Consider the following 24,628-nt stretch of genomic DNA (forward strand, 5'->3'; position numbering starts at 1 on the left):
ACTGAGAATGGACAAGGGAATGACTACCTCCGGCGCATCCCTGCGTCTGCAGGTTCTCGGTCCGCTGCGCGTCTGGCGAGACGGCGTGGAACTGGACGTCGGGCCGCCGCAGCAGGCGCATCTGCTGGCGGTTCTTCTCGCCCGCGCGGGCGAACCGGTCACCATCAGCGAGTTGATCGACCTGATCTGGGCCGAGGACGCCCCGGCCTCGGCGGTCAACATTCTCCAGAAGTACGTCGGCGCGCTCCGACGGCTGCTGGAGCCGGAGTTGCCCGCGCGTGAGCCCGGCGCGTTCCTGAAGCGTCGCGGCAGCGCGTACCTGTTCGTGGCCGCCTCCGGGACACTGGACGTCGCCAGGTTCCGTGACCTGGTCGTCGCGGCCGCAGGCAGCGTCGCGGAGCGGCGGCTCGGTGCGGCACTCGACGCGTACCTGGAGGCGACGGGCCTCTGGCAGGGCGCGGCCGGCGACGGGGTCGCCCACGGTCCCACCGGCATGGCGATCTTCGCGGGGCTGGACGACGAGTTCCGTCGCGCATGTGTCGCGGCAGCCGAGTTGGCGACCACCCTCGGCCGGCCCGAGCGGGTCCTGCCGTCCCTGCACATGGCCGCCCGCATGGCGCCCTTGCACGAGACGGTGCAGGCGAGTCTCATCGCCGTGCTTGCTGCCGCCGGCCAGCCGGCCGAAGCTCTGGCGCTGTTCCGCGCCGTCCGCGCACGGCTGGCCGAGGAACTCGGCATCGGCCCCGGCCCGGCTCTGGTGGCCGCTCACCTGTCCGTCCTGGAACGGGAACCGGCCGAGGACGGGCCGGTCGAACGGCAGTTGACACCCGCTCCCGACCGACTGGTGGGCCGGGTCGAGGAGTTGGCGGTGTTGCGGCAGGCCGTGGAGTCGGCTCTCGGCGGTGGTACGGGTCTGGTGGTGGTCGAGGGCGAACCGGGCGTGGGCAAGACGCGACTGCTGGAGGAGGCGGGTGCCGAGGCGGACCGGCGTGGCGCCCTGGTGGTCTGGGGCCGGTGTCTGGAAGGGGACGGCACGCCCTCGATGTGGCCGTGGACGCAGGTCGTCAGCGGGCTCCTGGACCCTGTGCCGGCCGCTGAGCGCGAGGACTGGCAGCTGGGCGAGCTCGACCGCCTGGTGACACCGCAGGGCAGCGGCACCGCACCCTCGGACCTGCCCGACAGCAGCGTCCAGTTCCGCTTCTTCGAGCAGGCCGTCGCTGTCGTCCGTCAGATGGCGGCGCGGCGACCCGTGGTCCTCGTCCTCGACGACCTCCAGTGGGCCGACACCGCCTCCCTCGATCTGCTCGGCCATCTGATGGCCAGGCTGCCGGGCGGCACCGCCGTGATCGCGGCGCTCCGCGACCGCGCGCCCGCGCCGAGCACGGAACTGGGCCGGATACTGGCCGCGGCGAGTCGGCTGACCGGTCACCGCAGGATCCCGCTCGCCGCGTTCGCCTTTGCCGAGGTGGCCGAACTCGTGCGCCGGGAGACCGGGCAGGACCCGGGGCCGGCCGTCACCCGCCTCATCCACACCCGCACCGCCGGAAACCCCTTCTTCGTCCGCGAGTTGTCCCGGTTCCTCGCCGACGGCGGTGTCCTCACGGAGACCACCGCGGCCCGGATCGGAGTGCCGGCCACGGTCCGGGACGTCGTGCGCGACCGGATGGCCGGACTGGGCAGTGCCGCCAGAGGCCTGGTGCAGATCGCCGCGCTGATCGGCCGGGACGTCGACCTCGCGCTCCTTGCCCGAACCGCGGGTCTTGACCACCAGACGTGTCTGGACCGCCTTGAGTCGTGCGAGGGGTTGGGCCTGCTCGAACCCTCGCCCGGGGACCCCTACTCGTTCGCCTTTCCGCACGACCTGGTCCGGGAATCGGTCGCCGAGACGATATCGCCACCGCGTGCGGCGCGGCTGCACCTCCTGGTCGCCGATGCCCTGGAGCACAGGGCCGCGGACACCGAGCTGGTGGCCGAGCGCCTCGCCCATCACCTGTGGTCCGCCGGACCGCTCGCGGATCCGGCCCGCACCGCGACCGCGCTCGTCGGTGCCGGCCGCTGCGCGGCGGCCAAACTGGCGCTGGAGGCAGCAGCGCGCCAGCTTCACGAGGCCGCACGCGTGGCACGCACCGCGGGCCTGGCCGAGCTGGAACTGACCGCCCTGTCGCTGTTCACCGCGGTGGACGGGATGCGGGCCGGGTACGTGGGCTCGGCGGTCGACCAGCTGGAGCGGGCCGAACTCCTCTCCCGTGGACTCGGCCGGGAGCGGGAGGCCGCCGACTTCCTGTTCTCCCGCTGGGCCGCCTACGCCCAGGGCATACAGCTGAAACCCGCGGGCCGCTTGGCCGAGCAGTTGCTGGAGCAGGGCGAGGCGTCCGACGACCCGGTGGTGCGCGCCTACGGCCGCTACGCCTGGGGCATTCACCAGTGGGGTGTCGGCGCCGTCGGAGAGGCGTTCCGGTATCTGAGCCGAACCGACTGGGCCGTTCTGGACGACCTGGCCCACCAGGAGGAAGACCCGCTCCGGCGCGATCTGCGACGGGTGGCGGCCGGGATGCTCGCCATGATGACCGCCCTGCACGGTGACAGCGACGCGGCACAGGCCCAGCTCGACACCATGGAGGAGGCCGCTGGGGACGACCCTTACGCGATCACGGTCTGGGCGGCCTACTCGGCACGGGTCGCCGCGCTGATCGGCGACCCGGTACGGGCGCTGCGCGCGGCCGCCCGCGGGATCGCCGTGGACCCCGCGCTCTCGTTCGGCTTCCTCGGCGGCTACCAGCGGCTGGCCCGCTGCTGGGCACGCGCCGTGACCGGCGAGGCCCCCGCCGACGCCGCCGCCGAGGCACAGCGACTGATCGAGGTGTCGCTCTGTCACCCGCCCCGATCGGGCCTGGCCACCTGGTACGGGTTCCTCGGCGAGATGTGGCTGGCGGCGGGGAAGCTGGACGAGGCGGACGCGGCGCTCGACCGCGCGGACTCGGCCATCGCCACCTACGGCCAGCGGTACCCCGAAAGCCTGCTGCTGCTGATCCGCGCGCGGGTGCTGCGGGCACGCGGTGAACCGGTCGCCGTCGTGCGGGCCGTCGCCGAGCGGGCGCACGCGCTGTCCGTCGAGCGCGAGGCCCTACTGTTCGCCCGACGCGCAGAGGAGCTGATGGCCGAACTTGCGCACAGCACGCCCCGCTGACACCCGGGCGCACGCCGAGGGCCGACGGCCCACGCGGGGGAGTGGCCGGTCGGGCACCCCGTTTCCCCACGAGGGCACCGCTCAGCGGCCGTTCCCGGCTGATGGCCCCAGGTCGCGGACCGACAGTAAAGTGGCTGCGCCGCAGCCGACGATGGTCGGCCTGTGAGCGGGGGTGGGGGTGGGGATGGGCATGGCGTCCTTCGGGGGACAGCTGCGTCTCCAGATTCTCGGTCCGCTACGGATCTGGCGGGACGGCGTCGAACTGGACGCCGGGCCCCGGCAGCAGGCGTATCTCCTCGCGGTGCTGCTGGCCCGTGCGGGCGAGCCGGTCAGCACGAGTGAGTTGGTCGACCTGATCTGGGACCAGGACGTCCCGGCATCGGCCCTGAACATCCTCCAGAAGTACGTCGGCACCCTGCGGCGGCTGCTGGAACCCGCTCTGCCCGCGCGGGGCACCGGCTCCTACCTCCAGCGCCGAGGCAACGGGTACCTCTTCGCAGCCGGTCCCGGCACGCTGGACGTCCTCACGTTCCGGGACCTCGTCGAGGCCGGCGGTGCGGAGCAACGGCCCGACGTGGCGCTCGACTTCTATGCCCGGGCGCTGGATCTGTGGCACGCCTCCGCCGGCGACGGACTGCTCCATGGGCCGACATCGGTGCCGGTCTTCGCGGCACTGGACGCCGAGTTGTACGTCGCGTGCGTGGCGGCGACCAAGCTGGCGATATCGCTCGGGCAGCCTGAACGCGTGCTCCGGCCGCTGAGGTTGGCCGCCCGGATGGCGCCGCTGCACGAGACCGTGCAGGCGAGTCTCGTCTCCGCGCTGGCCGCCGCGGGGCGGCAGGCGGAAGCACTGGCGGTCTTCCAGGCCGTTCGGGCCCGGCTCGTCGAGGAGTTGGGCCTCGATCCCGGCCCGGAACTGCTGGCCGCGCAGCGCCGCGTGCTGGATCCGGCGCCGGCCGAGAAGACGCCCTCCGAGCGGCCGTCAGCCCTTGGTGGTGCACTGCCGCCGGACGGTCGACTGGTGGGCCGGGTCGAGGAGTTGGCGGTGTTGCGGCAGGCCGTGGAGTCGGCTCTCGGCGGTGGCACTGGTCTGGTGGTGGTCGAGGGCGAACCCGGGGTGGGCAAGACGCGGCTGCTGGAGGAGGCGGGTGCCGAGGCGGACCGGCGTGGCGCCCTGGTGGTCTGGGGCCGGTGTCTGGAGGGGGACGGCACGCCCTCGATGTGGCCGTGGGTGCAGGCGGTCGACGCGCTGCTCGCCGGCCTGCCCGTCGCGGCACGCAAGGAGTGGCAGGCCGGTGAACTCGGCCGCCTCCTGGGCCCGGACGGGAGTGTTCCCGCCGCGCCGGTACTGCCGGACAGCGGTGCCCGGTTCCGCCTCTTCGAGCAGACCGTCGCGCTCGTCCGGCAGGCATCGGCACGGCGACCTGTGGTGCTCGTCGTCGACGACCTCCAGTGGGCCGACGCCGCCTCACTCGAACTCTTCAGCCACCTGGCGGCTCACCTGCCGCAGGGCACCGGCCTGACCGGTGTCCTGCGCGACCGCGCGCCGACACCCGGTTCGCAACTGGAGCGGATGCTCGCCGCGACCAGCCGGCTGCCCCGCCACCGCCGCATCCGGCTGGGCCCGCTCGGCCCGGCCGAGGTGGCCGAACTGGTCCGTCAGGAGACCGGCCAGGATCCCGGCCCCGGAGCGACCCGCACGATCCACGCGCGAACCGCCGGCAACCCCTTCTTCGTCCGGGAACTGTCCCGCTTCCTCGCCGACGGCAGCGACCTCACCGAGGCGGCCACGACACCAGCCGGAGTACCCGCGACCGTCCGCGATGTCGTGCGCGACCGGATGGCGAAGCTGGACGAGTCGGCCGTACGACTGCTGCAGACCGCGGCGTTGATCGGCCGGGACATCGACCTCGCCCTGCTCGCGCGCTGCGCCGACCTGCCGGTGCAGACCTGCCTCGACCGCCTGGAACCCCTCCAGGAACTCGGCCTGCTGGAGCCGTCGTTGCGGGACCCCTATGCCTTCCGCTTCGCTCATGACCTGGTCCGGGAGTCCGTCGTCGGGGCCACCCCGCCACCCCGGGCGACCCGGCTGCATGTGCTCGTCGCGGATGCCCTGGAGCAGCAGACGACGACGGACGACGAGCGCCTCGCCCATCATCTGTGGGCTGCCGGCCCGCTCGCGGACCCGGCCCGGACCGCCGCCGCACTGATCCGCGCGGGCCGTTGCGCGGCGGGAAAGTCGGCGTTCGAGGCGGCAGCGCACCAGCTGGAATCGGCCGCGCACGTGGCGCGGAGAGCAGGACTCGCGGAGCTGGAGCTGTCCGCTCTGTCGCTCTTCATCGCGGTCGACGGGATGCGGGCGGGATACGTCGGTGCGGCTCTCGAACTGCTGGAGCGGGCCGAGCATCTGGCTCGCGCCCTCGGCCGGGAGCGGGAGACCACGGACTTCCTCTTCTCCCGCTGGGCCGCCCACTCCCAGGGCATCCAACTCGACCGCGCCGCACGACTGGCACAGCGACTCCTGGAACAGGGCGAGGCCTCCGCCGACCCGGTCGTGCGCACCTACGGCTGGCACGCCTGGGGCATCCACCAGTGGGACGTCGGCAACATCGGCGAGGCCTTCCGGTATCTGAGTCGAAGCCGCTCCACCATGCTCGACGACCTGGCCGACGTCGGGCAGGACACGCTCCGGCGTGATCTGCGCCTGCTCGGCCCCGCCATGCTCGCGCTGATGACAGCGCTGCACGGCGACACCGACACGGCACGGGCGCTGTTCGACACGATCGAGGCCACCGCCGACGGCGACGCCTATGTGCTCACCGTCTGGGCCGCCTTCGCCTGTACGGCCGCGGCGCTGGCCGGCGACCCGGTACGGGCGCTGCACACGGCCGAGCGGGGCAGCGCCCTGGACCCGGAGTTCTCCTTCGTCTTCCTGGGCAGTTACCAGCGGCTGGCGCAGTGCTGGGCGCATGCCGTGACCGGCGAGGACCCGGCCGGAGCGGCAGCGGAGGCACAACGCCTGATCACCACGGCACTGGCCGACCCACCACGCTCCGGCCTGGCGACCTGGTACGGCCTCCTCGGCGAGATGTGGCTCGCCGCGGGCCGACTCGACGAAGCCACGGCAGCCCTCGACCAGGCCGACTCGGCCCTCGACACCCACGGCCAGCGCTACGCCGAGGGCTTCCTGCTCCTGCTGCGCGCGCGGCTCATGGCGGCCCGCGGTGCGCCGGTCACCGCCGTCCGGGCGGCCGCCGAGCGGGCCCGGGCGCTCTCCGCCGAGCGCGAGGCCCACCTGTTCGCCCACCGCGCCGAGGAGTTGCTGGCCCGGCCGGCCGACGCGTAAGGGCGCGTATCCGCAGGCTGGTCCCACCGGCTTGACGACAACGGAACCGATGGTGAACCGGACCCCGGCGCACGCCAGGAAGTCCGTTCAGTGCGCGTCAAGTGACCCGCCCTACGCTGACCGGCCATCACCACCGAGAACGCCGGAGCGAAGGGCATACACCGATGACGACAACTCGCCGGGGCCTGTTGGCCGGATCCGCCGCGATCGTTGCGGGCGCCGCACTCGACACGCCCACCGCACAGGCACACACAGGGGGCGGCAAGGCCCCGAAGCCGACCGTGGTCCTCGTGCACGGGGCCTTCGCCGACGCCTCCGGCTGGAACGGGGTCGCCGCGCGGCTCACCCGCGACGGCTATCCGGTCATCGCGCCGCCCAACCCCCTGCGGGGCGTGGCCTCCGACTCGGCCTACCTGGCCAGCATCCTTGCCACGCTCAGCGGCCCACTCGTCCTCGTCGCGCACTCCTACGGCGGGATCGTCGTCACGAACGCCGCGACCGGCAACCCGAACGTGAAGGCACTGGTCTACGTGGACGCGTTCGTGCCCGATCAGGGCGAGACGTTGCAGGGCCTGCAGACGAAGTACCCGGGAAGCAGAATCAACGAGGCGGCGCTGGACTTCCGTCCCTACGGCGGGGGTTTCCTCGACGCCTACATCAAGAAGGAGTTCTTCCACGACGTGTTCGCCGCGGACCTGCCCAGGTCGGTCACCGACCTGATGTGGGCCGGCCAGCGGCCGGCCGACACACGCGCCCTCGGAGAGCCGTCCGGCCCTCCGGCCTGGAAGACCGTTCCGTCCTGGTACTTCGTCGGCCGCGACGACGAGGTGCTGCCCCCGGCGGCCCAGCGGTTCATGGCACGCCGGGCCGGGGCCCACATCTTCGAGGCCGACGCCTCGCATGTCGCGATGATCTCGCAGCCCGCGGCGACGGCCGCGCTGATCAAACGCGCGGCACGCTGACCAGCTGGAGCCCGTGGAAAGGACCAGCCGATGCATCGGCATGCGTACGACAGCCAGTGCGTCGCCGAGGAGCGCCGGCACACCCTCGCGACCTCGGCCATCCGCAATCCGAAGCTCACCTTGGCAGCGCTGGCACTGGGTACCTTCGCCATCGGCACCGGCGAGTTCGGCAGCAACGGCATCATCCAGCTGATCGCATCCGACCTGGACGTGTCCGTCCCGGTCGCGACCTACCCCATCACCGCCTACGCCTTCGGGGTGATGCTCGGCTCCCCGGCCATCACCCTGCTCGCGGCCAGGGTCAACCGGCGCACCCTGCTGCTCGGCCTGATCGCACTGTTCCTCATCGGCAACACCCTCTCCGCCCTGGCACCGAACATCACGCTGCTCGTCGCCTTCCGGTTCGTCACCGGCAGCGTGCAAGGGGCGTTCTTCGGTGCCGGGGCCGTCGTCGCCGCGTACACGTACGGGCCGGGCAAGGGCGGCAAGGCGTTCGCCACCGTGATGGGAGGCCTCACCGTGGCCACCATCGCCGGGTCACCGCTCGGCACCTTCGTCGGCCAACACGCCGGCTGGCGCGTCATGTACGCGACCGTGGTCGCCGTCGGCGTGCTCGCCGGAGCGGCCCTGGTCGCCTGGCTGCCGCGCACCGACGACCTGCGCGGCAGCTCCCTCACGGGCGAACTGGGCGCCCTGCGCAGGCGGGGAGTCTGGCTCATGGTCACCGTCGCGGCGCTCGGCATCTCCAGCATCTTCGCCGTCTACACGTTCATCGGCCCGTTCATCACCGACGCGGCCCGGCGCAGCGCTTCCCTCATCCCGGTCGCACTCGCCGTCTTCGGCCTCGGCATGGCGGTCGGCAACCAGGTGGGCGGACGGATCGCCGACGAGTACGAGAACCGCGGTCTTCTCTGGGGCTACGGCGGTGCGCTCGCGTTCCTGGTACTGATCGGCGCGGCGGGCGACAACCTGCTGGTTCTGCTGCCCTGTCTGTTCGCTGTCGGCGCGACCATGATGCTCGCCATCCCCACCATCCAGGTCCGCCTGACCAGCTTCGCACCGGACGCCCCGACCCTGATGGGCACCCTGAACCTGGCCGCCCTGAACCTGGCCAACTGCCTCGGTGCGATCGGCGGCGCGATCGCGCTGGACGCCGGCTGGGGAACCCTATCCACCGTGTGGCCGGGCTTCCTCCTCACCACCGTGGGTCTGCTCCTGTACGTCATGACCGTGGCCCGGGCGAAGCCGGCACCCGTGCCCGCCCGCGCGTGACCATCGCGATGACCTCGAACGCTCACTTCGGCTGAAAGGGCAAGGACTCACCATGAGCTCACTGCAACCGTTCCGGAGGATAGTGACCGGCCATGACGCGGCCGACCGTGCGGTGATCACGCAGGACGCGCCGCCGGCGCGCGTGCTGGAGATCGGTGGCCCCGGCGGCCCGACCTTCTACGAGGTCTGGAACACGCGTGAGACGCCCGCCGTCATCGACCGGCGGTCCGGTGAGCCGGCGGAGGACCGTCTGGTGCTCGGACCGCCCGAGCACGGCACGCGCCTGCGGGTGATCGACTTTCCTCCGGAGGACGACCGCATCCGCAACCTGACGGGGGCCGAGGCGGCCGAGAAGTTCGGCGAGATGGGAGATGCGGACGCGGCGCGGTCCGCTGCCGGCGCCCCGCATCCCCTGATGCACCGCACGCAGACGATCGACTACGGGATCGTCATCGAGGGCGAGCTCACGCTGGTTCTCGACGACAGTGAGACCACCCTCCGTGCCGGCGACATCGTGATTCAGCGCGGCACCAACCACGCGTGGGCAAACCGGTCGGCCGCCGACTGCCGGGTCGCCTTCGTGCTCATCGACGGCAAGTACACCGACGGACTCTGAGGCGGAGCAACGCATGCGTATTCGACCGATCCCACCCGATGAGCTCAGCCCGCAACTCCGCGAGGTGCATGACGGCATCGCCGGACTCGTCACCGAGGAGCAGGGCCGTGTCGTCATCCTCGACGACGACGGCGCGCTCGTCGGCCCGTTCGCGGCGATGCTGCACTTTCCCACCTTCGGGGTCCCGGCCCTGTTCCTGCAGAGGGCGGTCGCGGCCGAGGCCCGCCTGGATCCCGTCGTCCGCGAGGTGGCGATCCTCACCGTCGGCGGCTCATACGGCGCCCGGTACCTGTTGTACGCGCACGAGCAGACGGCGGACGAGGTCGGTCTTCCGGCCGCACAGATCGCGACCTTGGCGGCGGGCGGGCGTCCCACCGGGCTGACCGACGAGCAGGCCGTGGCCCATGACGTCGCCAAGGCCCTGACCTCCGGGCGCATACTGCCGGACTCGACATACGACCGGGCCACGCACCTGCTGGGCGAGGAGGGGGTCGGTGAGCTGGTGTTCCTCATCGGCAGCTACTGCCTCCTCGCGATGGTGCTGAACTGCTTCGATGTACCGGTCCCCGGCCAGGGCTCGGCAACCGGGGGGACGTGAGGGTCCGCGGAGTGGAATACAACGGGGGTGCCTGCGGTTGTAGCCCACGTCTGACATGCGCGAGTCAATATCGCGTGATGCGGACGGAAGGAGAACCTCATGGCACGCAACCGTGCACGTACCGTCGTGACACTGAAGTCGACAGCCGGCACCGGCGCCACCTATGTGACGCGCCGGAACCGCGCGAACGATCCCGACCGGCTCGTCCTGCGCAAGTACGACCCGGTGGCCGGGCGTCACGTCACGTTCCGAGAGGAACGCTGAACCAGCTCCGGCGTGCCGTCGACGCCGCCGGTGGCAGTCCGCTCTACGGAAGGAACCAGAGCCATGAAGGTGCGCAACTCCCTGCGCTCACTCAAGTCCAAGCCGGGTGCCCAGGTGGTGCGCCGCCGGGGCGTGACTTTCGTGATCAACAAGAAGGACCCGCGCTTCAAGGCCCGCCAGGGCTGACCGGGCTCCAGTGACCGGCTCACCTGGGCGGTAGCCCAGAAGAGGTACCGGCACAAGAGCCGTCGCATGGCTCGCCCCCTCGTGCAAAGCGCCCCGCCGGCCGTCGGTGTGTGCCGTCTCGATGGACGACACCAAGGCGCACAACCGGCGGAAGCCGACGAGGGGGACGAGTCATGCTGTTCAAGTCCGAGGGGCAGAAGGTGCTGGAAGGGTGACTTAGATCGGGCCGATGGCGGAAACTAGAGTGCGGGCATGGACTACGGCGAGGTTGAGGCGGAGATACGCCGGCTGGTGAGTGCGGCCTCCGAGAAGGACGTGCGTGCCTTCGGGGAGCAGACGGTGACCCGTCTGGTGCGCGAGGAACGGTTCCAGGACGCCGATGAGGGTGAACTCACCGCGCAGGCCTGGGCGGCGCTCACCACCGCCTGCGCGAACGTGCTGACACTCAGCGCCGCCGAGTTGCGCACCGAGCTCGCGACGATCGACGACGGCATCCTGGCCGACGGCGATCTGGACACCGAAGTCCTCTCCGCCCTCCAGGCGTTGGAGCACTGGCAGGGCTACCTGGAGCACCAAGGGCGCGAGGAGATGTACGAGCTCGCCCTTCGTTCGATCGAGGACGTCGATCACCAGGTCTCCGCCGCTCTCGACGACTTCCTCGCCACACCGGAGATGGCCGCCGAGTACGAGCGCATCCGCCGACTGCTGGGGTCCGCCTCGGAGCAACGACAGCAGGCGTAGGGCACGTGGACGCCGCGCTCGCTCGTCGGCGGCTCCGTTTCCCACGAAGTCAGGCGGGTACTCGGCGGCCTCGGCACGCGCGCCGAGCCGTCACGGGCACAGCCGTGCGACACGGCCCGCGAGCGCCGGGAAGGAGGACCGTGTCAGCAGGACGCATCGGTCCACTCCTGGTGGCCGCCGCGGGCTCGTCCAGTCTGAGGCTGACCGTGTTCGGCGACGACGGGCAGGTCCTGGCTGACGACCACAGCGCCTCCGCCCCGGGCGAGGACGTGTCCGGCCCGCTGCGGCGACTGCTGGCCCGGACGCCCTCGCCCACGGCCGTCGGGCACCGCATCGTCCATGGCGGCCCCGGACTGCGCCGCCACGTCCTGGTCGACGACAAGGTCCGGGCCGCCCTCGAGGACGTGGCCGACCTTGCACCGCTGCATGTCCCGCCGGCCCTCACCGTCCTGGACACCGCCCGGAACCTGCTCCCCGACCTCCCGCACGCAGCGTGCTTCGACACCGTCTTCCACGCCGGCCTGCCCGCCGCCGCCCGCGAGTACGCCGTGCCCGCCACCTGGCGCGAGGAGTACGGGATGCGCCGCTACGGCTTCCACGGCCTGTCCTACGCCTGGGCACTCGCCCGGGCGGCCGAGCTGCTCGGTCAGCGCCCCCAGGAGCTCCACCTGGTGATCACTCACCTCGGCGGCGGCTGCTCCGCCTGCGCGGTGCGCGACGGGGCCGGCGTCGACACCACCATGGGCTTCACACCGCTGGACGGACTGGTGATGTGCCGCCGCAGCGGAAGCGTGGACCCCGGCGCCCTGACCTGGCTGCAGACACGGCACGGTCTGACCGCCGACGCCATCGACGACGTACTGAATCACCGGTCCGGTCTGCTCGGCCTCTCCGGCACCTCCGACGACACCCGCGACCTCGTCCGCAGCCGGGCAGCGGGCGACGACCGTGCCGCACTCGCCCTGGACGTCTTCACTCACCACTGTCGCCGCGGCATCGCGGCGATGGCCGCGTCCCTGGACCGTCTCGACGCCCTGGTCTTCACCGGGGAGATCGGCGAGGACCAGCCCGAGGTTCGCGAAGAGGTCTGCGCCCGGCTCACCGCCCTCGGTCTGACCGGCGGCCTGCGCACACCCGTGGACGCGAGCCGTCCGGCAATCGTCAGCGGGCCGGAGGCGCGCGTACCGGTCGTGGTCGTGCCCACCGGAGAGGCCCAGCAGATCGACCGCGAGACCCGAGCCCTTCTCCGCGGCCGGTGAGAGCGCAGGCACCGCACCGCCGCGGTCAGCGCCCCCGCCCGCCCAGGATGATCTTCCAGACGCGTGTCGCCACCTGGAGATTGAGCCGGGTGTCCACATCGGCCAGGTCGCGGTCGCTGATCTCACGGATGCGCTGGAGCCGGTAGCGCAGGGTGCTGCGATGCACGGTCAGCGCGGTGGCCGTGTCGTCGTAGTTGCCTCCGCAGTCGAAGTAGCGCGAGAGCGTCTCCACCAACTCCGTGTCGTGGTCGGCGTCGTAGTCGATCAGGGGGCCGAGCCACTCGCGCACGAAGCCTTCGAGCTCGCGCACATCGTTTCCGGGTCCCAGGATCCGGTACAGCCCGAGGTCGTCGAAGTAGGTGGTGCCGCTGCGCTGGCGGGAGTTCTGCCGCACCTTCAGGGCGCGCAGCGCCTCCCGGTAGCAACGCGGAACCGCGTCCGGGGAGTCGCAGGGAGTGCTCACTCCGATCGCCCCGTCGGACGTCCCCAGCTCACGGGCCAGCGCCGCGTGCACGAGATCGGAGTCGGGCCTCGTCTCGGTCAGCAGGACCACCCGGTCGCCTCGACGGGTGATCAGCGGATGGGACGCCGTGGTGGCCGTCGCCTGCTCGACGGCACGGGTGAAGGAGTCGTCGGCGCCGTTGCCCGGCCAGTGCACCACGACCACGTAGTGGGTGCGGCGCAGGTCGTGGCCGACGGCTTCGGCCCGGGCGTAGGCGCTCGGCCCGTCCGTGCCCTCCAGCAGGTCGTCGATCAGCTGGCGGTGCAAGCGCAGTTCGACCTCGGAGAGTTCACGCAGGTGCAGGAGCTCCTGGGCGAGCGACCGCTGGGCGTGGTCCAAGGCGAACATCGTGTGCTCGTCGGCCGTCGCACCGGGGTCCTCGAGGGCGAGCACGCCGAGGAGGTCGCCCCGCGGCTGGGCCAGGGCGATCAGCCGTTCCTTGAACCTGACCGGGCCCGCTTCGCGCGCGACCTGCCGCAGCATCTCCTCCTGGTGGGTCGAGGACCGCACCGGATAGGGGTCAGGCCGCCCGGGTCCGGCCCAGGACCTCAGGTTGCCGAACCGGTCCTCGACGAGCGCCGACAGCCCGGTGAGCTCGTACAGCGCCTGGGTGATGGCGTGCTCGCCGCCGCCCCGGGCAGCGACACGGGCGAGGGCCTCGTGCACGGTCCTCTGCAGGCGCAGCGTGGAGCGCATGGTGTTCACGTGCTGCACGGCGGTGTCCCGTTCGGCGCGCAGTCGGCCCAGTTCGTCGGCGTCGTCGCGCAGCGGAGTGCGTGCGGCCGCCAGTGACAGGGCCGCCGAGGTGAGTCCCACGAGGGTCGTGAGGAGGAAGTTCCCTTGCTCATCGGGCCCGGAGTCGGAGGAGACCACGAGGTAGCCCAGCAGACCGTCGCCGCCACGCAGGCCGAACGCCCGGTTCCACGACAGTGCGGGAAGGGACAGGGGGCCGTCGGCCTCGCCCAGCTCCGTCAGCTGCGCGTCGTCGACCGCCGGTGCTCCCACGTCGTGGCCCGGAACACGTGTCAGGCCGTCGCTCGCCGCGAGGTATCCGGCTACGGAACGGTAGGGACCGAGGGCACTGACCTGCCGCAGCGCCAACCGCACGATCTCCCTCTGTTCCGCGCAGGTGAACAGGGCGTGGGACAGCTCGAGCAGCCCGTGGGGGTCCAGGGACGCGAGCGAACGAGGGGCGCGCCCGGGGGCGCCCAAATGGGAGGTCGCTTCCTGGTCGGGAACGTGCGTCCCCAGCCTCTGCGACGGATGGCCGGCCATAGGTCACTCCATTCTCCGTCATCGGAGGCGATCGAGCGAATCGTGAGATCCACGCCTGGGCGAGCCCTGAGTACCCCCCGTGGACCGGGCCATCCCAATGTCCGGATTTTGCCTTGTCCTCACGGACCGACCGACGGAGTCGGTTTCTGACCTGCCGGGTGCAGGCGGAGGGCGCCGCCGAGTTGCCACGCTGGGGTCGTCCGGAACCGTCGGTAGCTGTGACCGTGACAGGAAGGACCGGCCGATGAGCGAGCAGGCCCGCAGGACCATCGCTTCGTACACGACCTACCAGGAGGCGGAACGCGCCGTCGATCATCTGTCCGATCGGGGTTTCCCCGTCGAGAGGGTGGCCATTGTCGGGCAGGACGTGCGTCTGGTCGAGCAGGTGACCGGCCGCATGGGTCTCGGCGGGGCCGCCCTGCACGGCGCGGCGAGCGGTGCCCTGCCCGGCGCACTGATCGGATGGATATTCGGGCTGTTCAACTGGGTGGACCCGGTGGTGTCGGGGCTGCTCCTCGCCCTGTACGGGCTGATTTTCGGAGCAGTCGTCGGCGCCCTGTTCGGCCTGCTGGTGCACGCGGCCCAGGGTGGCCGCCGCGACTTCGCCTCGGTGAGCTTCATGCAGCCCAGCCGGTACGACGTCGTAGCCGATGAGGCGGTCGCCGACGAGGCGGTACGGCTGCTGGCCGAGCTGCCCGGCGTGACCAGTGCCGACACGAGCAGCGGGGCATGGAAGGGCAGCAGCCGCCCGCGGAGCGGTCCCGCCGTCACCTGAGCCGTTACGGAAGACCGGCGCGGCTCCGCGGGAGAACGGGGCCGCCCGTCGCGGAAAGGAGTTCCTCATGGCCAAGGCAGTAGGCATCGACCTGGGCACCACGAACTCGGTGATCGCCGTCTGGGAGGGCGGCGAGCCGACCGTCGTACCCAACAGCGAGGGCAACCGCACGACACCGTCCGTGGTGGCCTTCACCGACACCGGAGAGCGCCTGGTGGGCCAGCTGGCCCGGCGGCAGGCGATCCTCAATCCCAAGGGCACCATCTACTCGGCCAAGCGGTTCATCGGCCGGCACTTCGACGAGATCTCCGAAGAGGCCAAGGCCGTCGCGTACGACGTGGTCGAGGGAGACGGCGGCGCGGCCCGCTTCAAGGTGCGCGACAAGCTCTACGCGCCGGAGGAGATCAGCGCGCAGGTGCTGCGCAAGCTCGCCGACGACGCCTCCAAGCAGCTGGGGGAGCGGGTCACGGAGGCGGTCATCACGGTGCCCGCCTACTTCAACGACGCCCAGCGCACCGCCACCAAGGACGCCGGACGGATCGCCGGCCTGGAGGTGCTGCGGATCATCAACGAGCCGACCGCGGCCGCCCTCGCCTACGGCATGGACAAGAAGGAGCACGAGACGGTCCTCGTGTTCGACCTGGGCGGCGGCACCTTCGACGTCAGCATCCTCGACGTCGGCGACGGCGTGGTGGAGGTACGGTCCACGGCGGGCGACAGCCATCTGGGCGGCGACGACTTCGACCGCCGGCTCGTCGACCAGCTCGCCGACGGCTTCCAGAAGGAGAACGGCATCGACCTGCGCAAGGACCCGCAGGCCCTGCAACGCCTCTTCGAGGCCGCCGAGAAGGCCAAGACCGAGCTCAGCTCGGTGACCCAGACACAGGTCAGCCTGCCGTTCATCACCGCCGACGCCTCCGGGCCCAAGCACCTGACCACGACGATCATGCGGTCCACGTTCGAGCAGATCACCGCCGACCTGGTGGAGCGCTGCCTGACCCCGGTGCGCCAGGCCATGGACGACGCCAAGGTCAGCGACAAGGACATCGACGAGGTCATCCTCGTCGGCGGCTCCACCCGCATCCCCGCCGTCCAGGCCCTGGTGCGCCGCCTGACCGGCGGCAAGGACCCCAACATGAGCGTCAACCCCGACGAGGTCGTGGCGATGGGCGCCGCGATCCAGGCCGGGGTCCTCAAGGGCGAGGTCAAGGACGTCCTGCTGCTCGACGTCACTCCGCTGTCGCTGGGCGTGGAGACGCGCGGCGGCGTGATGACGAAGATCATCGAGCGGAACACCACCATCCCGGTGCGCCGCTCCGAGACCTTCTCCACCGCCGAGGACAACCAGCCCGCGGTCGACGTCGTCGTCCTTCAGGGCGAGCGGGAGCGGGCCGCCGACAACCGGGTCCTGGGGCGCTTCCAGCTCACCGACATCCGCCCCGCGCCGCGCGGAGAGCCGCAGATCGAGGTCATCTTCGACATCGACGCCAACGGCATCCTCAACGTCACCGCACGGGACAAGGACACCGGCAAGGAGCAGGGCATCACCATCAGCGAGAGCTCCAACCTCGACCGCACCGAGGTCGAGCGGATGGTCCAGGAGGCCGAGCGCAACCAGGGCGAGGACAAGGCCCTGCGCGAGGCGGTCGACGCCCGCAACGAACTGGACGCCATCGCCTACCAGGTCGAGAAGCGCCTCGGCGAGCTCGGCGACGCCGCGCCCGCCCACGAGAAGGCGCGCGCCGAGATGCTGGTGTCCGAGGCCCGCGAGGCCGTCAAGAACGAGGTCGGCGCGGACCAGGCCCGGCCCCTGACGTCCGAGCTCCAGCAGGTCCTCGCGGCACTCGCGTCCCACCAGGCGGGAACCGCCGCGGGCGGCCAGGCCGGCACCGGATCACCGGACGGGTCCGGTCCTGGCGGAGCCGCGCCGGGCGGCGCCGGGGGCGACGACGACGTGATCGACGCCGAGTTCGACAAGAGCTGAGGCGCCATGCCCATCCCACACCGGAGCACAGAGCCCGACCCGGCACCGGAGGGCGCCGTACAGCCGCCGCGCGGGGACCTCGAGCAGCCCGGACCGCCGACCGACCAGGCCGAACCGGGGCCCGACGCCGCAACGGGGACCGCCGCCGACCCCGGCGACGCGTACGCGGCCGCGCTGCGCGAGGCCGAGGACGGCTGGCGCCGTGCCCTGGCCGACCTCGACAACCTGCGCAAACGCCATACCAGGGAGCTGACGGGACAGGCCGCGGCCGAACGTGCCCGTACGGCGGCGGCCTTCCTGCCCGTCATCGACAACCTGGAACTCGCCCTGAGCCACGCGGGCGCTAACCCCGGTGCGATCGTCGAGGGCGTCCGGGCCGTGCGGGACCAGGCCGTGAACGTCCTGGAGCGGCTGGGCTACCCGCGCCACGCGGAGACCGGCGTGCCGTTCGACCCGGCCAAGCACGAAGTGGTCGGCGTCGTCCAGGAACCCGACGCCGATCCCAACACCGTGGTCCAGGTCCTGCGACCCGGTTACGGGGACGCCGAGCGGCAGCTGCGGCCCGCCGCCGTGACCGTCGCCAAGCGGGAGTGAGCGGCCATGGCACGCGACTTCTACGAGGTGCTCGGTGTTCCGCGCACCGCCGACCGGGACGAGATCCAGCGGGCCTACCGCTCCCTGGCCCGCAAGTACCACCCCGACGTCAACAAGGACCCCCAGGCGGAGGAGCGGTTCAAGGAGATCAACGAGGCCTTCAGCGTGCTGTCCGATCCCGAGCAGCGAAAGCGCTACGACCGCTTCGGCGAGGACTTCCGGCAGGTCCCGGAGGACTGGGAGGAACGGGTCGGTGCCGGCGCGGGAGCCGGCAGCGGCTTCAGGTGGTCCACCGGGGGCGGTCCCCGGGTCCGGTACGCCACCAGCGGCTTCGGCGGCGAGGGCGTCGACGTCGACGACCTGTTCGGCTCGTTCTTCGGGGGCGCCGGACGGATGCGGGTCCCCGGAGCCGACCAGGAGGCCGAACTCCCGCTCACCGTCGAGGAGGCCTACCGCGGAGGCCGCCGCACCGTCACCCTCGCCGGGCCCGACGGGCAGCGGCGCTACGAGGTGGACGTACCGCCCGGCGTCACCGACGGCCAGCGCATCCGGCTGGCCGGCGAGGGCGGCCGCGGCAGCGGCGACGGTGCCGCGGGGGATCTGTACCTGCGCGTACGGATCCAGCCGCACCCCCAGTTCCGCCTGGAGGGCCGGGACGTGTACGTGCAGCTTCCGGTCACCCCCTGGGAGGCCGCGCTGGGCGCGACGGTTCCGGTATCCACGCCGAGCGGTGACAAGGCGAAGGTGACCGTGCCCGCCGGATCCTCCAGCGGACGGCGCCTGCGGCTGCGCGGCGAGGGCATGCCGGGCCCGCGCGGTGCGAACGGCGACCTGTACGCGGAGCTGCGGATCATGGTGCCGCCCCGGCCGAGCGACCGGGAGCGCGAGCTGCTGGAGGAACTTGCCGCCGTCTCCTCGTTCGACCCCAGGAGGACGTGATGAGCGACCGACCGGCCCAGACCCGCCCGACCCACGCACGTACGACCGAGGCGGGCACGCGGTACGCGATCGTGCCCGTGCCCGGGCTCTCCCTGCACACCGTTGCCCGCCGCTCGGGCCTGCACCCCGACCTGATCCGCCGGTTCGTGGCCCTCGGACTGGTGGACGCCGGCTCCGACGCCTCAGGACGGCTGGTGTTCGACCCCACGGCCCCGGCCGCCCTGGCCCGCGTCCAGCGGCTGCGCACGGGGCTGTGCCTGAACTACGCGTCCCTCGGTCTGGTGCTCGACCTGCTCGACCGCATCAGCCTGCTCGAAGCCGCGCTGCGGCGCGCCGGCATGAGGAGTGATCTACCGCCATGGACATGAACCGCCTGACCCAGAAGTCACAGGAAGCCCTGCAGGAGGCGCAGAGCGCGGCCGGCCGCCTGGGCCACACCGAGGTCGACGGCGAGCATCTGCTGCTCGCCCTCCTTGAGCAGGAGGAGGGCCTGATCCCACGGCTGCTGCAGCAGGCGGGCACCGATCCCGAGCAGCTGCGCGCGGCCGTACGCGAGGATCTCTCGCGTCGGCCCAAAGTGACCGGCCCGGGCGCGGCGCCTGGGCAGGTCTACGTCACCCAGCGCCTGGCCCGGCTGCTGGACACGGCCGAGCGGGAGGCCAAACGCCTCAAGGACGAGTACGTGTCCGTGGAGCACCTGCTGCTGGCGCTGGCCGAGGAGGGCTCGGCGACCGCCGCGGGGCGGCTGCTGAAGGAGCACGGCGTGACCCGGGACTCCTTCCTCGGCACGCTCACCCAGGTCCGCGGCAACCAGCGCGTGACCTCCGCCAACCCGGAGGTGGCCTACGAGGCCCTGGAGAAGTACGGCCGCGACCTCGTCGTCGAGGCCAGGTCCGGGCGGCTCGACCCCGTCATCGGCCGGGACGCCGAGATCCGCCGCGTCACCCAGATCCTCAGCCGCAAGTCCAAGAACAACCCGGTCCTGATCGGTGACCCCGGTGTCGGCAAGACCGCCATCGTCGAGGGCCTCGCCCAGCGCATCGTCCGCGGCGACGTGCCCGAGGGCCTGCGCGACAAGGTCGTGTTCGCCCTCGACATGGGCTCCCTGGTCGCCGGCGCCAAGTACCGCGGTGAGTTCGAGGAACGCCTCAAGGCCGTGCTGTCCGAGGTGAAGGCCGCCGAGGGTCGCATCCTGCTCTTCGTCGACGAACTGCACACCGTCGTCGGCGCGGGTGCCGCCGAAGGGGCCATGGACGCGGGCAACATGCTCAAGCCCATGCTCGCCCGCGGCGAACTCCACATGATCGGCGCCACCACCCTCGACGAGTACCGCAAGCACATCGAGAAGGACGCCGCCCTCGAACGCCGCTTCCAGCAGGTCCTGGTCGACGAACCCAGCGTGGAGGACACCATCTCCATCCTGCGCGGCCTGCGCGAACGCCTGGAGGTCTTCCACGGAGTCAAGATCCAGGACACCTCGCTGGTCGCGGCGGCGACGCTCTCCCACCGGTACATCACCGACCGTTTCCTGCCCGACAAGGCCATCGACCTCGTCGACGAGGCCTGTGCCCGGCTGCGTACCGAGATCGACTCCATGCCCGCCGAACTCGACGAGATCACCCGTCGGGTGACCCGCCTGGAGATCGAGGAAGCGGCTCTATCCAAGGAGAGCGACCCGGCCAGCAAGGCCCGTCTGGAGGAGCTGCGCAGGGAACTGGCCGACCTGCGCAGCGAGGCCGACGCCAAGCACGCCCAGTGGGAGGCCGAACGCCAGGCGATCCGCCGCGTGCAGGAGCTGCGCCAGGAACTGGAGCAGGTCCGCCACGAGGCGGAGGACGCCGAACGCACCTACGACCTCAACCGCGCCGCCGAACTCCGCTACGGCCGTCTCCGGGAACTGGAGCGCCGGCTCGCCGCGGAGGAGGAGCAACTGGCCGCCAAACAAGGGCAGAACCGGCTGCTGCGGGAGGTCGTCACCGAGGAGGAGATCGCCGAGATCGTCGCCGCCTGGACCGGTATCCCCGTCGCCCGCCTCCAGGAGGGCGAACGCGAGAAGCTGCTGCGCCTCGACGAGATCCTGCGCGAGCGCGTGATCGGTCAGGACGAGGCCGTCAAGCTCGTCGCCGACGCCATCATCCGCGCCCGCTCCGGCATCCGCGACCCGCGCCGCCCCATCGGCTCGTTCATCTTCCTCGGCCCCACCGGCGTCGGGAAGACCGAGCTGGCCAAGACCCTCGCGGCGGCTTTGTTCGACTCCGAGGACAACATGGTCCGCCTCGACATGAGCGAGTACCAGGAGCGGCACACCGTCAGCCGGCTCATGGGGGCCCCGCCCGGATACGTCGGCTACGAGGAAGGCGGCCAGCTCACCGAGGCCGTACGCCGCAAGCCGTACTCGGTCGTGCTGTTCGACGAGATCGAGAAGGCGCACACCGATGTCTTCAACACCCTGCTCCAGGTCCTCGACGACGGCCGCATCACCGACTCCCAGGGCCGCACGGTCGACTTCCGCAACACCGTGATCATCATGACCTCCAACATCGGCTCCGAGCACCTCCTCGACGGCGCCACCGCCGAGGGCGACATCAAGCCGGACGCCCGCGCCCTGGTGATGGGCGAGCTGCGCGGTCACTTCCGCCCGGAGTTCCTCAACCGCGTCGACGACATCGTCCTGTTCAAGCCGCTCGGTGAACAGCAGATCGAGCGGATCGTGGAGCTGCAGTTCGACGAGCTGCGCAGGCGGCTCGCCGAACGCCGCATCACCGTCGAACTCACCGAAGAGGCCCGGAAGTTGATTGCCCACCAGGGCTACGACCCGGTGTACGGGGCCCGGCCGCTGCGGCGCTACATCTCTCACGAGGTCGAGACTCTCGTCGGCCGCGCCCTGCTGCGTGGTGACGTCCAGGACGGCGCGCGGGTCCGCGTCGACGCCGAGGACGGGCAACTGGTGGTCACCTACGACGAGTCGGAGCACGTGAAGGAAGCGAGGGCGGCATGAGTACCGTGCAAGCCACCCAGGTCACCTGCCCGAACTGCGGGCGCGCCAACCGGGTGCCGGCGGTCGCCGAGGGCCGGCCCACATGCGGCAACTGCAAGAAGCCTCTGCCGTGGATGGTCGACGCGGGCGACGACGACTTCACCGAGGTCGTCGAGCAGGCCACCGTGCCCGTCGTCGTCGACCTGTGGGCCACCTGGTGCGGCCCCTGCCGCATGGTCAGCCCCGCGCTGGAGAAGGTCGCCACCGAGCTGGCTGGAACGATCAAGCTGGTCAAGGTCGACATCGACAAGAACCCGCGCCTGGCACAGCGGTTCGAGGTCCAGGCGGTACCGACACTGCTGGTCCTCGACAAGGGACGGACCATCGCCCGGCAGGCGGGTGCCGCACCTGCCCCTGCCCTTCGGCGGTGGGTCGAGCAGTCGATCGCGGCCCGGAAAGAGTGATTCCCATGACCCTGCACGCAGATCCCCACCTCGCGCTGGTCCGGCCGGTCCAGCCGCTGACACCGGAAGGGTGTCAGGAGTGCCTGATGACCGGCTCCCCGTGGGTCCACCTCAGGCTCTGCCTGACCTGCGGCCACGTCGGCTGCTGCGACTCCTCACCGAACAAGCACGCGCGCAGGCACGCGGCTGCCGACGCCCATCCCATCGTGCAGTCGTTCCAGCCCGGCGAGGACTGGCGGTGGTGCTACGCCCACGAGGCGTTCGTGTGATGCCGGGCGACGAGACGCGGCCCGGCGCACCGCAGGTGCCCGACGAGGCGCAGGAGAGCGTCCCCTTCGAGACTCCCGACCTCTACGGCGCCTATCCCCGCCTGAAGGAGGACCAGATCGCCCGCCTGGCGCAGCACGGCCGGCGGCGTGCGGTGAACGCCGGTGACGTGCTGATCCGGGAGGGGGAGCGGTGCGAGACGTTCTATGTCGTCCTCAGTGGCTCTGTCGCGATCGTCGAGGACTACGGCACGCCCGATGAACACCTGCTGCGCGTGCACGGCCCTGGCCGCTTCATCGGCGAACTCGGCCTCCTGAACGGACAGGTGGCGTTCTACACCGCCGTGGTCAGGGACCCCGGCGAGATCCTCGCCCTGTCCATGGACCAGCTCCGTGACCTGGTGACCCGGGACGCCACCCTCGGTGACGTGGTGCTGCGCGCCTGTCTGGGCCGCCGCGCCCTGCTCGTCGGGGAGGGCGCCGGTTTCCGCATCATCGGCTCGCGCTACTCGCCCGACACCCGGCGGCTGCGCGAGTTCGCCGCCCGCAACCGGCTGCCGCACCGCTGGATCGATCTGGAGACGGACAAGGAGGCCGAGGCACTGCTGCGCCGCTTCGGGGTCGGTCCGGAGGAGACGCCGCTGGTGATCTGGCGGGACACGACCCTGCTGCGCAATCCGAGCAACGCCGAACTGGCCCGGTTCATCGGCCTGCCGACCCTGGAACCGGGCAACGGCCGCGGCGATCTCCTCATCGTCGGCTCCGGTCCGGCCGGTCTCGCCGCCGCGGTGAACGCCGCCTCGGAGGGCCTCAGCACGACCGTGGTCGAGGCGCTGGCCACCGGCGGCCAGGCCGGGACGTCGTCCCGCATCGAGAACCTGCTCGGCTTCCCGTCGGGCATCTCCGGCGCCGAACTCACCGAGCGCGCCGTGCTCCAGGCGGAGAAGTTCGGCGCCCGGATCAGCGTCCCGGCGGAGGCGGCCCGGCTCGAACGGCGGGACGACCATTACGCCGTCGGGTTCGCCGACGGCAGCGAGGTCACCGCCCGTACCGTCGTCCTGGCCACCGGCGCCCGCTACCGCCGCCTCCAGGTGCCCGGCATCGAGCCGCTGGAGGGCACGAGCGTGCACTACTCGGCGACGCTCTACGAGGCCCAGCAGTGCCGTACCGACGCGGTGGCGGTGGTCGGCGGGGGCAACTCCGCGGGCCAGGCGGTGCTGTTCCTGGCCGGATACGCAGCGCACGTCTATCTGCTCGTCCGTGGGCCGAGCCTCGACGCGCACATGTCCCGCTACCTCATCGACCAGATCGAGCGCCACCCACGGGTGCGGGTGCTGCTGCGCACCGAGGTGACCGAGGCACTGGGCGACAAGACGCTCGAGGCGGTCACCGTGGTCGACCACCGTACCGGCGAGCACCGCCGGCTCGACGTACGGGCCCTGTTCGTCTTCACCGGTGCCGACCCGCACACCGAGTGGCTGTCCGGCGTGCTCGCACTCGACGCCCGCGGATTCGTGCTCACCGGGGCCGAGGCGCAGGCCTGCTCCGTTCCCGAGCTGTGGAAGAGCCAGGGCCGCGACTGCCTGACGCTGGAGACCAGCCTCCCCGGAGTCTTCGCCGCCGGCGATCTGCGCAGCGGTTCGGTGAAGCGTGTGGCCTCCGCGGTCGGCGAGGGCTCGATGAGCATCCACTTCGTGCACCGCTACCTGGGCAACACCGCCGCGCCCGGCCACACCGACACCTCCCCGCACACCCGCCCGAAGCAGTCCGCTTGGCTCGCGTGACGCCCAGCGGGCGACGACATCACGACAGCAAGTCAGCACGAGAACAAGTCAGCACGAGAACAAGTCAGCACGAGAAGAAGTCATCACGAAAAGAAGAAGGAGGCGATGGCCATGGCCACGCCCGTCCGACGTCACCGCGGTGGCGCCATGCAGGACAGGCCCGTCGGCTGGGCACGCAATCCACTGACGGAGTTCGATCAACTGCTCAGCGAGATGAGCGGGTTGATGGAATCCACGGTGGGCAGCGCGGCGCCCGCGATCGCGTGGACCCCCCTGGCCGACGTCACGGAGTCCGACGACGCCTTCCACGTCGAGATCGAACTCCCCGGCGTCAAGAAGAAGGACATCAACGTCGAAGCGAACGGCCAGGAGGTGGTCGTCACCGGAGAGATCAAGGAAAGGGAACGCAAAGGCGTCCTGCGCCGGAGCACCCGCCGCACCGGGTCCTTCGAGTACCGGCTGCGGCTGCCCGGAGAGATCGACAGCGAAAAGATCAATGCACATATCTCGGACGGGGTGCTCAACATCACCGTGCCCAAGGCCGAGGTCGCAAGGCCCCGGCACATCGAGATCAGCGAGAGGAGCGAAAGCACCGAGAGCAGCGGCTGAGTCACGAACGCCGTGGTGCCGGACACAC

Annotated in this window: 21 protein-coding genes; 20 read left to right on the forward strand and 1 reads right to left on the reverse strand. The window is 71.4% G+C overall.

Annotated elements, in window-relative coordinates:
* The first annotated feature begins 19 nt into the window (after nucleotides 1-19).
* The 10 genes from ACFULQ_RS17955 (at nucleotide 20) to ACFULQ_RS18000 (ending at nucleotide 12,431) form a co-directional block, all read left to right on the forward strand.
* Entirely contained in the window at nucleotides 20-3,187 is a 3,168-nt protein-coding gene (locus tag ACFULQ_RS17955) for an ATP-binding protein (RefSeq protein ID WP_383544642.1), read from the forward strand.
* A 190-nt stretch (nucleotides 3,188-3,377) separates the two neighbouring features.
* Nucleotides 3,378-6,533 carry an ATP-binding protein gene (locus ACFULQ_RS17960; RefSeq protein ID WP_383544645.1) on the forward strand — a complete coding sequence of 1,052 codons (3,156 nt, stop codon included), beginning with the start codon at nucleotides 3,378-3,380 and terminating at the stop codon, nucleotides 6,531-6,533.
* Between the two features lie 164 nt (nucleotides 6,534-6,697).
* On the forward strand, nucleotides 6,698-7,495 hold the full coding sequence (locus ACFULQ_RS17965) for an alpha/beta fold hydrolase (protein WP_383544648.1): 798 nt from the start codon (nucleotides 6,698-6,700) through the stop codon (nucleotides 7,493-7,495).
* A 30-nt stretch (nucleotides 7,496-7,525) separates the two neighbouring features.
* Nucleotides 7,526-8,767, forward strand: coding sequence for an MFS transporter (locus ACFULQ_RS17970; protein WP_383544651.1), 1,242 nt, complete (start codon nucleotides 7,526-7,528; stop codon nucleotides 8,765-8,767).
* 52 nt (nucleotides 8,768-8,819) lie between these two features.
* Nucleotides 8,820-9,383: a cupin domain-containing protein gene (locus ACFULQ_RS17975; RefSeq protein WP_383544654.1), complete on the forward strand. Its 564-nt coding sequence runs from the start codon at nucleotides 8,820-8,822 to the stop codon at nucleotides 9,381-9,383.
* Nucleotides 9,384-9,396: 13 nt separating this feature from the next.
* Nucleotides 9,397-9,981 (forward strand): carboxymuconolactone decarboxylase family protein, encoded by a 585-nt coding sequence (locus ACFULQ_RS17980; RefSeq protein ID WP_383544657.1) that lies wholly within the window; start codon nucleotides 9,397-9,399, stop codon nucleotides 9,979-9,981.
* Between the two features lie 99 nt (nucleotides 9,982-10,080).
* Nucleotides 10,081-10,245 (forward strand): 50S ribosomal protein L33, encoded by a 165-nt coding sequence (gene rpmG, locus ACFULQ_RS17985; protein WP_383544659.1) that lies wholly within the window; start codon nucleotides 10,081-10,083, stop codon nucleotides 10,243-10,245.
* Nucleotides 10,246-10,308: 63 nt separating this feature from the next.
* Entirely contained in the window at nucleotides 10,309-10,431 is a 123-nt protein-coding gene (gene ykgO, locus ACFULQ_RS17990; protein WP_043662604.1) for a type B 50S ribosomal protein L36, read from the forward strand.
* Between the two features lie 252 nt (nucleotides 10,432-10,683).
* On the forward strand, nucleotides 10,684-11,172 hold the full coding sequence (locus ACFULQ_RS17995) for a hypothetical protein (protein WP_383544662.1): 489 nt from the start codon (nucleotides 10,684-10,686) through the stop codon (nucleotides 11,170-11,172).
* A 140-nt stretch (nucleotides 11,173-11,312) separates the two neighbouring features.
* Nucleotides 11,313-12,431, forward strand: coding sequence for an acetate/propionate family kinase (locus ACFULQ_RS18000; protein ID WP_383544665.1), 1,119 nt, complete (start codon nucleotides 11,313-11,315; stop codon nucleotides 12,429-12,431).
* Between the two features lie 25 nt (nucleotides 12,432-12,456).
* On the opposite strand, the gene ACFULQ_RS18005 is transcribed toward ACFULQ_RS18000, so the two are convergent.
* Nucleotides 12,457-14,208 (reverse strand): PucR family transcriptional regulator, encoded by a 1,752-nt coding sequence (locus ACFULQ_RS18005; RefSeq protein WP_383544667.1) that lies wholly within the window; start codon nucleotides 14,206-14,208, stop codon nucleotides 12,457-12,459.
* Between the two features lie 244 nt (nucleotides 14,209-14,452).
* Here ACFULQ_RS18005 and ACFULQ_RS18010 point away from each other — a divergent pair, with 244 nt between their 5' ends.
* The 10 genes from ACFULQ_RS18010 (at nucleotide 14,453) to ACFULQ_RS18055 (ending at nucleotide 24,600) form a co-directional block, all read left to right on the forward strand.
* Nucleotides 14,453-14,983 carry a general stress protein gene (locus ACFULQ_RS18010; protein WP_383544670.1) on the forward strand — a complete coding sequence of 177 codons (531 nt, stop codon included), beginning with the start codon at nucleotides 14,453-14,455 and terminating at the stop codon, nucleotides 14,981-14,983.
* Between the two features lie 67 nt (nucleotides 14,984-15,050).
* Nucleotides 15,051-16,967, forward strand: coding sequence for a molecular chaperone DnaK (dnaK, locus tag ACFULQ_RS18015; RefSeq protein ID WP_383544673.1), 1,917 nt, complete (start codon nucleotides 15,051-15,053; stop codon nucleotides 16,965-16,967).
* A 6-nt stretch (nucleotides 16,968-16,973) separates the two neighbouring features.
* Entirely contained in the window at nucleotides 16,974-17,561 is a 588-nt protein-coding gene (locus tag ACFULQ_RS18020; protein ID WP_383544676.1) for a nucleotide exchange factor GrpE, read from the forward strand.
* Between the two features lie 6 nt (nucleotides 17,562-17,567).
* Entirely contained in the window at nucleotides 17,568-18,500 is a 933-nt protein-coding gene (locus ACFULQ_RS18025) for a DnaJ C-terminal domain-containing protein (RefSeq protein ID WP_383544679.1), read from the forward strand.
* The gene (locus ACFULQ_RS18030) at nucleotides 18,500-18,868 is read left to right on the forward strand and encodes a chaperone modulator CbpM (protein ID WP_383544682.1); all 369 of its coding nucleotides are present in this window, start codon (nucleotides 18,500-18,502) and stop codon (nucleotides 18,866-18,868) included. The genes ACFULQ_RS18025 and ACFULQ_RS18030 overlap by 1 nt, the downstream gene beginning before the upstream one ends.
* Nucleotides 18,859-21,498, forward strand: coding sequence for an ATP-dependent chaperone ClpB (clpB, locus tag ACFULQ_RS18035; RefSeq protein WP_383544684.1), 2,640 nt, complete (start codon nucleotides 18,859-18,861; stop codon nucleotides 21,496-21,498). Before ACFULQ_RS18030 ends, clpB begins: the two co-directional genes overlap by 10 nt.
* Nucleotides 21,495-21,941: a thioredoxin gene (gene trxA, locus ACFULQ_RS18040; RefSeq protein ID WP_383544687.1), complete on the forward strand. Its 447-nt coding sequence runs from the start codon at nucleotides 21,495-21,497 to the stop codon at nucleotides 21,939-21,941. Before clpB ends, trxA begins: the two co-directional genes overlap by 4 nt.
* Before the next feature lie 5 nt (nucleotides 21,942-21,946).
* The gene (locus ACFULQ_RS18045; protein WP_383544690.1) at nucleotides 21,947-22,210 is read left to right on the forward strand and encodes a UBP-type zinc finger domain-containing protein; all 264 of its coding nucleotides are present in this window, start codon (nucleotides 21,947-21,949) and stop codon (nucleotides 22,208-22,210) included.
* Entirely contained in the window at nucleotides 22,210-23,991 is a 1,782-nt protein-coding gene (locus ACFULQ_RS18050; RefSeq protein ID WP_383544692.1) for an FAD-dependent oxidoreductase, read from the forward strand. The genes ACFULQ_RS18045 and ACFULQ_RS18050 overlap by 1 nt, the downstream gene beginning before the upstream one ends.
* Before the next feature lie 111 nt (nucleotides 23,992-24,102).
* Complete coding sequence (locus ACFULQ_RS18055) at nucleotides 24,103-24,600, forward strand: Hsp20/alpha crystallin family protein (protein ID WP_383544695.1); 498 nt, start codon at nucleotides 24,103-24,105, stop codon at nucleotides 24,598-24,600.
* Nucleotides 24,601-24,628 lie beyond the last annotated feature (28 nt).

Source organism: Streptomyces sp. NPDC057253 (genome assembly GCF_042669125.1).
Lineage (GTDB): Bacteria > Actinomycetota > Actinomycetes > Streptomycetales > Streptomycetaceae > Streptomyces.